Origin of the sequence: Streptococcus suis (genome assembly GCF_002964045.1) — a bacterium.
Lineage (GTDB): Bacteria > Bacillota > Bacilli > Lactobacillales > Streptococcaceae > Streptococcus > Streptococcus suis_U.
On record NZ_POPB01000317.1, the window covers coordinates 71,178 to 82,394 of the forward strand.

The following is an 11,217-nucleotide window of genomic DNA, read 5'->3' on the forward strand; positions in this document are numbered from 1 at the left end:
ACTGTCCTTCTAAGCTTCTTCAATTTTCAAAATTGGAGGAACCTTTATGACAAACACTCGAAAAATGACGATAATCGCCATTCTTTCAACCCTTTCATTTCTACTGATGTACTTGAAATTTCCCTTGATTCCAACGGCAAGTTTCCTGGAAGTAGATTTTTCACTAGTACCAATTTTATTTGGTCTGCTTATTTTAGATGTAAAGTCTAGCTTTGCTATTCTCTTGCTTCGGACCCTTCTCAAATTGATCTTAAATAATCAAGGGGCATCAACCATCATTGGGTTACCGATGAATATCGCAGTCATGGCAATCTTTATTCTAGCCGTTTCATATTTCTGGAAAAATGACCAGACTGTCAAAAATTATCTAAAAACAGCAGGGGTAGCTACACTTGGTTCAACACTAGCCATGCTTGTCTTGAACTATGTCTATGCTGTTCCCTTATATGCAGCCTTTGCAAACTTTGATATTAAGGAAATCTTAGGATTGACCAATTACCTACTCTTTATGGTTTTGCCATTTAATCTCTTGCAAGGAGTGGTCCTTTCCATTATTTTCTATATTTGCTACAAGGCAGCTCAGCCTATTTTAAAGAAAGTTTAACCTTTTTGGGGTAAACTACCTATATGAAAAATAAACAAATCCACTTACGAAATGCATCCTTCTTGGCTCTAGCCTTTGTTATCTTGGGATACGTAGCCAAGTTCTACCCAAGTAGCTTAACTGGTTTTGACTCAGCTATCCAATCCGCTATTCGCGGAAATCTTCCTAGTGGAGCGACTCAGTTTTGGACTTCTATTACTGTCATCGGGAACACCGTTATTATTTTGGCGATTACCCTTATATTGTCTGCTATCTTCTATTATTACAAAAGGTGGAAGATGGAAGCCTTTTTCCTACTTTCTAGTTTTGCGGCAATGGGGGTGGCATCAACAGCCCTGAAATATGTCTACCAACGCCCACGACCTAGCATCGAATGGCTCATCGATACCATTGGTTATTCATTCCCGAGCTGGCATACCGCCTCAACCATGATGATTGCAGGAGCAGTAGTGATTGTTATCCAACAACGTATGAAGCAAGGATTGGCAAAACTTGTTCTACAAGTTGGTTTAATCGTTCTAGCCATGTTAGTTGCCATTTCGCGAATCTATATCGGAGTTCATTATCCTACAGATATTATCGGAGGTTGGCTCCTAGCCCTCACTCTCTTGCAGGTCATGTATCCATTTTATGATCAAAAACGTTTTGAATGGCGTTTTCAAAGTAAACAGAAATAAACAAAACCTTCCGGGAACGGGAGGTTTTTAGTATATCAACATAATGTTTTCTGAAAACATGAAAACGGTCGTTGTTACAGTTTGATATATATGGCTCCTAGAAGGTTGATATATCAATGTTTTGAAGTTTTTTGAAAAGAAAATATATTTCCAAAAAAGAGAACATATTACTTGTAAATCGGGGGGGGGTGTGTTAAGATAAAACTGTGTAGAATTACTACAAATAAAAAAGTAAGGGGTTTCTATGTATTTCAATAGAAAAAACAGCCAGCAAAAGAACTGGCGCATGATTAAGAAAGGAAAGCATTTTCTCTTTGGATGTGCATTAGTGTTCACACTTGGAGCAACTACTAATGTTGCGGGTGCTGAAACAATCATTACAGAAGCTACTACAGTTGATCAAGCACAAGATTCAACTGCAGTAAGCGAAGAAGCTGATTCTGAAGCGGCCACCTCCACAGCAGTATCAGAAGTAGCATCATCTACAACTGCAACATCAGAAGTAGCATCAGAAACTGTTGCTACATCAACAGTGGCATCTTCAGTTGTTTCTGAACTAGCTTCAACAACATCAGAAGCGGCGACTTCAGAAAACTCAGAATCTGCTTCAGTTGCAAGTTCAGAGGCGGCTTCATCAGAAACTGCAAGTTCAACAACTGTAGAAGCTGTATCAGAAGTGAGCGCAACAGTTTCAGCATCAGAAACTGCAATTGCTAACCGTACAGCTTATATCGGCTATGAGGTTCAATACACAACTTCAACAGGCGAAGTTGTAGGTAAGACTGCAAATATTGTTGCAACAGATACAACAGATGCTGTCGCAACATCAACTCTTACTGTTGCAGCAACGGATGTTCCTGCAGGTTATGAATTGGCTACAGAACAAGCTTACTCATTGACTCAGCAAATTTCAGAGAACCAAATTAACATCTTGTCATTTGCTGTTGTTAAGAAATCTGAAGAAGAAGAGATTGCTGAATCTCAACTTGCAAACAAAACAGTTCTTGAGCAAGTCATTTCAGAAGCTATTGTCCTTTCAGATGAAGCTTTGCGCCAAGTCGCAACAACTCAAGCAGGTAATACTGAGCTTGAAGCAGCAGCAACTTCAACTCAAGAGACTATTGACAACTCAATTATTGTTTTAGAAGATGCTTCAGCAACGCAAGAGCAAGTAGATAGCCAAGTTGAAACAGTGAAAGCAAGCACTTTGGCGCTTGCTGATGAAATGCTTAAAGTAGATGAAGATGGGAACTTGACAGTTGCCTTGAATACTACAGGGACAACAATTGAGTCAGACCGTGGAACTGGTACTGCGGCAAACGTCGTTTCAAACTATGAAATCAGAGATGGTTACGTATACTGGACACATGAGTTTAACAATAACTATGTAAACTTGAACTACTATAACTACTTCTTCACAATTCCAAAATCTGTTGGAGCTATGGAAGATCTAGTTGTAACACAATATAATCAAGATGGTACTGTTCAATCAACAAGCAATTCTTGGCCAGATGGTGAAGGTTCTGCAGGAGGAATCGCCCCTAATATTGGCCCAATCGGTAACGGTTATTTCGATAAAAAACCTTTGAATGAAGGAGGAGTTAATGCGGTAAAATATGGTAATCAAAACCATATTTTATCAGCTATTGATCGTACAGGCTTTAGTGGTTCAGATGCGATTCTTAATAATTCTCAATCCGAATACTACGTCTTGAATTCTAATCGTCGTACTAACCGTTTGACTCGATGGGTTGTATCTTATCGTACACCAATCGTAGATGATTCAAAACCATTGGATTATATTGCCGGTGGTGCAGCACAGTTTAAGTCTGATAATAATGATGTCGTTAGTGGTACTTATGGTGCGGTCTTGAAAGAAGACTTAGACATTCAAAACGACTACAAACTAGCATGGACTCAACCATCTGTTACAGGTCGTAATGATAAAGGTTTCACTTGGAGTGAGGACGGAAAATCCATCATTTACTACTACGATGCAGATGATACGACTTCATTCAATGCCAATGAAATCCTAAAACTTCTTGTTGCTAATCCAGTAGATTCATCTAACCGTACTCTTAATGGTGATGAAAAAGAAAAGTTGGAAACAGGTATTGTTAATTCAACTGCTGACAATTACTACGGTACAGGGGATTCAACTGGTGCAGATGGTTTCTACTATAAGGACTACCTTGCATATGAGAATGGAAACCTTGTTCAGTACCTTGATCTTGTTAACCCAACTCACCTTGGTGGTGGTGAGACGATTCCTTTGGATGTTGATAAGACAAATACAACTGACACTATCACTATTGATGCTAAAAATGGTGCGGGTGAAATTACAATTACAAGTGATGATATCCCATCAGGTAAACAGTTGGTAAACTCTGTAACACAGCGTCAAATTTATGCACGCACACGTGTTGTTGCTTTGGATTCAACTATTAACTCAGCAACAGATACAAATGTTGTTAACCTTTACTTTGTACCTTATACTGCTGCACCTAACCAATCACCAACTATTGATAGCATTGGTACAGATGGAACTCAGTTGAAGACAACCCAAGCTACAAACAAGTATCTCTTTGTTTTTGGTACAACTGAGGGTACAACTGAAACTGAAACTGGTGCAACTACTGCAGCCCCAGTAGCCAATAAAGACAACGCTACTGCTACAATTGCTATGTCCGATGCAGATGGTACGATTGTTAGCGTTTCTTATGATGATGCTAACAGCCCAATGACAACACTTGGTAGCAACTTGACACTTGGGACAGATGGTAAATTGGAAGGTTCCTTTGCCCATGCAGCGGGTGGTTCTTACACTCGACGCGTAATAGTGACAGATGATGACGGTGCAAGAGCAACAAGTAACGCTTTCTACACGTATGCTTATACCGATAAAGAAGTCGATACAACTTCAATCGAAAAAGAAGAAGGTACAGCAGTTACTGAAGATGAAATCTTTGCTAAGTTGGCTATTGCAACTACAAGTGATGCTTTCCCTAACACTGGTAATAATGTTCCAACAGTGCCAGATACAGAGTACACTCGTACAGTCGTTGGTTACCGTGCGGTTGGAAGCGCAGATGTTACAGAGGCAACTGTCGACACACTTCCAACAACTGGTGAGTATGAAGTAAGAGTACAAACTCGTAACATTTACGGTCAAGATATCTATAACTGGGTAACTGTGAAATTCACAGACACAACAGCCCCAGAAACCCCATCAGTAGAAGCTAATGAAGATGGTACAGTAACCGTAAAACCATCAACTACAGCCGGTGATGATACTAAGACAACAGACATCACTTATACTGATGAAACAGGTACATCTCAAACAGTAACTGTTACTAAAGAAGATGATGGCACATGGACAGTACCAGCAGATTCAGGTGTAACTGTAGATCCTACTACAGGAGCAGTGACTATCCCAGCTGACAAAGTTCAAGATGGTTCAACAGTTTCTGCCACATCAACTGATGAAGCAGGCAACACCTCAAACCCAGCAACAGACACTGCTAAGAACAATCCAGATACAACAGCTCCAGAATCACCAACAGTAGTTGCTAACGAAGATGGCTCAGTAACAGTAACACCATCACAAAAAGCTGGCGATGATACTAAGACGACAGACATCACTTATACTGATGAAAATGGAACAACTCAAACTGTAACTGTTACTAAAGCAGACGATGGCACATGGTCAGTTCCAGCAGATTCAGGCGTGACAGTTGATGCAACCACAGGTGCAGTGACTATACCAGCGAATAAAGTTCAAGATGGTTCAACAGTTTCTGCTACATCAACTGATGAAGCAAGCAACACATCAAACCCAGCAACAGACACTGCTAAGAACAATCCAGACACGACCGCTCCAGAATCACCAACAGTAGTTGCCAACGAAGATGGCTCAGTAACAGTAACTCCATCAACCACAGCTGGTGACGATACTAAGACAGTAGAAATCACTTACACAGATGAAGATGGAACTAAGAAGACAGTACCAGTCACAAAAGGTGAAGACGGAAACTGGACAGTTCCAACTGATTCAGGTGTGACTGTAGATCCAACAACAGGTGCGGTAACTATCCCAGCAGATAAAGTTCAAGATGGTTCACCAGTATCAGCAGTATCGAAAGATGAAGCAGGTAATACATCAAGCCCATCAACAGATACAGCTAAGAACGATCCAACTCCAGCAGACACCACAGCACCAGAAGCACCAACTGTAAAAGCTAATGACGATGGATCAGTAACTGTAACTCCATCAACAACAGCAGGTGACGATACTAAGACAGTAGAAATCACTTACACAGATGAAGATGGAACTAAGAAGACAGTACCAGTCACAAAAGGTGAAGACGGAAACTGGACAGTTCCAACTGATTCAGGTGTGACTGTAGATCCAACAACAGGTGCGGTAACTATCCCAGCAGATAAAGTTCAAGATGGTTCACCAGTATCAGCAGTATCGAAAGATGAAGCAGGTAATACATCAAGCCCATCAACAGATACAGCTAAGAACGATCCAACCCCGGCAGACACCACAGCACCAGAAGCACCAGTAGTCAACGCACCAAAAGCAGGTGACACAACTGTAACAGGTACAACCGAACCAGGCGCAACAGTCACAGTAACCTTCCCAGATGGAACTGAAGTTACAACAACAGCTGACGAAAACGGCAACTATAAAGTTGACGTACCAGCAGGCGTAGAGCTTAAAGAAGGTGATAAAGTTTCTGCAAAAGCAACAGACGAAGCAGGTAACACATCAACACCAACAGAAACTACAACAACAGCTACTCCAGATACGACAGCCCCAGAAGCACCAGTTGTAAACGCACCAAAAGAAGGTGATACAACAGTAACTGGTACAACAGAACCAGGTGCTACAGTCACCGTAACCTTCCCAGACGGTTCAACTGTAACAACAACAGCTGACGAAAACGGTAACTACACAGTTGACGTCCCAGCAGATGTTGAGCTTAAAGAAGGCGACAAGGTAACTGCGACAGCTACAGATGAAGCAGGTAACACTTCAACACCAACAGAAGCTACAACAACAGCTACTCCAGATACGACAGCCCCAGAAGCACCAGTTGTAAACGCACCAAAAGAAGGTGACACAACAGTAACAGGTACAACAGAACCAGGTGCAACAGTAACTGTAACCTTCCCAGATGGTTCAACTGTAACAACAACAGCTGACGAAAACGGAAACTACACAGTTGACGTCCCAGCAGGTGTTGAGCTTAAAGAAGGCGACAAAGTAACTGCGACAGCTACTGACGAAGCAGGTAACACTTCAACACCAACAGAAGCTACAACAACAGCTAACCCATCAGATGCGGATGAGAACACACCAAATACTCCAGCCGTAACCCCAGTTGAAGATCCAAACAACTTGACTGATGATGAGAAAGCTAAAGTTAAAGAAGAAGTTGAGAAAGCTAATCCAGACCTACCAACAGGAACAGAAGTCACAGTTGGTAACGACGGAACAGTGACAGTTACATTCCCAGATGGATCAGTTGACACCATTCCAGGTACTGATACTGTAACTCCAATTACAGATACAACAGCACCAGAAGCACCAGTTGTTAATGCACCAAAAGAAGGTGACACAACAGTAACAGGTACAACTGAACCAGGTGCTACAGTAACAGTGAACTTCCCAGACGGTTCAACTGTAACAACAACTGCAGATGAAGACGGTAACTACACAGTTGACGTACCAGCAGGTGTTGAGCTTAAAGAAGGCGACAAGGTAACTGCAACAGCTACAGATGAAGCAGGTAACACTTCAACACCAACAGAAACTACAACAACAGCTAACCCATCAGATGCGGATGAGAACACACCAAATACTCCAGCCGTAACCCCAGTTGAAGATCCAAACAACTTGACTGATGATGAGAAAGCTAAAGTTAAAGAAGAAGTTGAGAAAGCTAATCCAGACCTACCAACAGGAACAGAAGTCACAGTTGGTAACGACGGAACAGTAACAGTTACATACCCAGATGGCTCAGTTGATACAATTCCAGGTACTGATACTGTAACTCCAATTACAGATACAACAGCACCAGAAGCACCAGTTGTTAACGCACCAAAAGAAGGTGACACAACAGTAACTGGTACAACAGAACCAGGTGCAACAGTAATTGTAACCTTCCCAGATGGTTCAACTGTAACAACAACTGCAGATGAAGACGGTAACTACACAGTTGACGTACCAGCAGGTGTTGAACTTAAAGAAGGCGACAAGGTAACTGCAACAGCTACAGATGAAGCAGGTAACACTTCAACACCAACAGAAACTACAACAACAGCTAACCCATCAGATGCGGATGAGAACACACCAAATACTCCAGCCGTAACACCAGTTGAAGATCCAAACAACTTGACTGATGACGAGAAAGCTAAAGTTAAAGAAGAAGTTGAGAAAGCTAATCCAGACCTACCAACAGGAACAGAAGTAACAGTTGGTAACGACGGAACAGTAACAGTTACATACCCAGATGGATCAGTTGACACAATTCCAGGTACTGATACAGTCGTTTCAACTACTCCAACTCCACAAACGGATGCAGAGAAGAACGATTTGACCAATCCAATTAAGACCCCAGTTGGCGATACTAATAACTTGACTGAAGACGAAAAAGCTAAAGTTAAGGAAGAAGTTGAGAAAGCTAACCCAGGTCTTCCAACAGGTACAGAAGTAACAGTTGGTAACGACGGAACGGTAACAGTCACTTACCCAGATGGCTCAGTTGATACAATCCCAGGTACTGATACAGTCGTTTCAACTACTCCAACTCCACAAACGGATGCAGAGAAGAACGATTTGACCAATCCAACTAAGACCCCAGTTACTGATGTTAATAACTTGACTGACGACGAAAAAGCTAAAGTCAAGGAAGAAGTAGAGAAATCCAACCCAGACCTTCCAAGTGGTACAACAATCACAGTTGGAAATGATGGCACGGCGACTATCACTTATCCAGATGGTTCTACAGATACGCTTACAGGTACAGTAACAGTAATTGGTACAACTCCAACTCCACAAACGGATGCAGAGAAGAATGATTTGGCAAATCCAACTAAGACACCAGTTGCAGATACCAACAACTTGACTGACGACGAAAAAGCTAAAGTCAAGGAAGAGGTTGAGAAATCAAATCCAGACCTACCAACAGGTACAACAATTACAGTTGGAAATGACGGAACAGCTACTATCACATATCCAGATGGTTCAACAGATACTCTTACTGGCACTGTAACAGTAATTGGTACGACTCCAACTCTACAAACGGATGCAGAGAAGAACGATTTGACCAATCCAACTAAGACTCCAGTTGGCGATACTAATAACTTGACTGAAGAAGAAAAAGCAAAAGTTAAGGAAGAAGTTGAGAAATCAAATCCAGACCTCCCAACAGGTACTACTGTAGAGGTAGGAAATGATGGAACTGTAACAGTCACATATCCAGATGGCTCAGTTGATACCATCCCAGGTAATGAAACTGTTGCTACAGAACCTCCGTTCGAACCAACTCCACAAACGGATGCAGAGAAGAACGGCATTACAAACCCAACTAAGACCCCAGTTGGCGATACCAACAACTTGACTGAAGATGAAAAAGCTAAAGTTAAGGAAGAGGTTGAGAAGTCAAACCCAGATCTTCCAACAGGTACAACAATCGAAGTAAGCAATGGTGGCTCAGTAACGATTACTTACCCAGATGGCTCAATTGATATCATTCCAGGTGCTGATACAGTTGTTCCAACTACTCCAGTTCCACAAACGGATGCAGAGAAAAACGGAATTACTAACCCAACTAAGACACCGGTTGCCGATACCAACAACTTAACTGAAGATGAAAAAGCTAAAGTTAAGGAAGAAGTAGAGAAGTCAAACCCAGATCTTCCAGCAGGTACAACAATCGTAGTTGGAAATGGTGGTTCAGTAACAATCACTTACCCAGATGGCTCTATTGATACCATTCCAGGTGCTGATACAGTTGTTACAACTACACCAGTTCCACAAACGGATGCAGAGAAGAACGATGTAACAAACCCAGCTAAGACACCGGTTGCTGATACTAACAACTTGACTGAAGAAGAAAAAGCAAAAGTTAAGGAAGAGGTTGAGAAGTCAAACCCAGATCTTCCAACAGGTACAACAATCGTAGTTGGAAATGGTGGATCAGTAACTATCACCTATCCAGATGGCTCAATTGATATCATTCCAGGTGTCGATGCAGTCGTTCCAACTACTCCAACTCCACAAACGGATGCAGAGAAGAACGGTATTACTAACCCAACTAAGACTCCAGTTGCAGATACCAACAACTTGACTGAAGAAGAAAAAGCTAAAGTTAAGGAAGAAGTAGAGAAGTCTAACCCAGGTCTTCCAACAGGTACGACAATCGAAGTAAGCAATGGTGGCTCAGTAACGATTACTTACCCAGATGGTTCAATCGATATCATTCCAGCTACTGATGCTGTAGTTCCAACAACTCCAACTCCACAAACGGATGCAGAGAAGAATGGAATTACTAACCCAGCTAAGACACCGGTTGCGGATACGAACAACTTGACTGAAGAAGAAAAAGCTAAAGTTAAGGAAGAAGTAGAGAAGTCCAACCCAGGTCTTCCAAGTGGTACAACAATCGAAGTAAGCAATGGTGGCTCAGTAACAATCACTTACCCAGATGGCTCAATTGATATCATTCCAGGTGCTGATACAGTTGTTACAACTACTCCAGTTCCACAAACGGATGCAGAGAAGAACGATGTAACTAACCCAACTAAGACACCGGTTGCCGATACGAACAACTTGACTGAAGATGAAAAAGCTAAAGTTAAAGAAGAAGTAGAGAAGTCCAACCCAGGTCTTCCAAGTGGTACAACAATCGTTGTTGGCAATGACGGTTCAGTGACGATCACCTACCCAGATGGCTCAGTTGACACAATCTCAGGTACTGATACAGTAACCCCTAATACTGATACTACAGCACCGGAAGCACCAATTGTCAATACGCCGAAGGCTGGTGATAAGACTATCACAGGCACAGCAGAACCAGGTTCAACTATCACAGTAACCTTCCCAGACGGTTCTACAGTGACAACAACAGCAGATGAGAACGGAAACTTTACAGTTGATGTTCCAGCAGGTGTTGAACTTAAAGAAGGCGATAAAGTGACTGCAACAGCAACAGATGGTGCAGGAAACACATCAACTTCAGCAATTGTAACCGTAGTTTCAAAAGGTTCATCAACAGGAACAACAGAAACTGGTACTGAGAATGGCAATTCTGCAAATAGCGGAACTGAAGAAGTAATCTCTAAATCAACTTCTGAAACAGCTTCACAAGGAAACACAGTAAACAATGTTTCTGGAGCAGTTAAAGAAGCAACGGAAGATAACAAGCAAGCTGTTTTACCAAAAACAGGTGAAGAATCAGGCGCAATGAGCTTGATCGGACTTGTGGCCCTTTCAGGACTAGGTTTACTTGCATTTAAACGTCGTAGAAAAGAAGAAGAATAATTTTAGTTAGTAACTTATTCTACAAATTTAATACGAAAATAAAAGGGACTCCGAAATTTTTCGGAGTCCTTTTTGGATTGTCAAAATGGAGAATGTAAAGAATAAAAAGTAACCGCCCAATAACAAGGGTAACCGCCCAATAACAAGGTATCTATCTACTCACTCCCTCCTCCAGTATACTGTTAGAAAAACAAAACTGGAGGATTTATTATGTCACAGCCCATCGTCCCATTGACTGTTCCCAAAACTAGACACTTTGAGAAGAAAGGTAGAAACGATATTCTGATGAAAATTCGCCTCGGAAAGGTGGAAGTCACATTTTTCCAATCTATCAACCATGAAGTAATGGAAATAATCTTGGATAAGGTACTGCACTATGAACA

At 41.7% G+C, this 11,217-nt stretch carries 3 protein-coding genes; all 3 read left to right on the forward strand.

The features are described 5' to 3' along the window. The first annotated feature begins 46 nt into the window (after window positions 1–46). Window positions 47–604: an ECF transporter S component gene (locus tag C1E99_RS05830; RefSeq protein WP_105206921.1), complete on the forward strand. Its 558-nt coding sequence runs from the start codon at window positions 47–49 to the stop codon at window positions 602–604. Window positions 605–627: 23 nt separating this feature from the next. Further along, on the forward strand, window positions 628–1,281 hold the full coding sequence (locus tag C1E99_RS05835) for a phosphatase PAP2 family protein (protein WP_105206922.1): 654 nt from the start codon (window positions 628–630) through the stop codon (window positions 1,279–1,281). A gap of 286 nt (window positions 1,282–1,567) precedes the next feature. Then, window positions 1,568–10,834 carry an Ig-like domain-containing protein gene (locus tag C1E99_RS05840; protein WP_161951159.1) on the forward strand — a complete coding sequence of 3,089 codons (9,267 nt, stop codon included), beginning with the start codon at window positions 1,568–1,570 and terminating at the stop codon, window positions 10,832–10,834. Window positions 10,835–11,217 lie beyond the last annotated feature (383 nt).

Excerpts from the sequence above, each read along its gene's own strand:
- C1E99_RS05840 (WP_161951159.1), top strand. The coding sequence starts at position 1,568 with ATGATTAAGAAAGGAAAGCATTTTCTCTTTGGATGTGCATTAGTGTTC.
- C1E99_RS05830 (WP_105206921.1), top strand. The coding sequence starts at position 47 with ATGACAAACACTCGAAAAATGACGATAATCGCCATTCTTTCAACCCTT.
- C1E99_RS05835 (WP_105206922.1), top strand. The coding sequence starts at position 628 with ATGAAAAATAAACAAATCCACTTACGAAATGCATCCTTCTTGGCTCTA.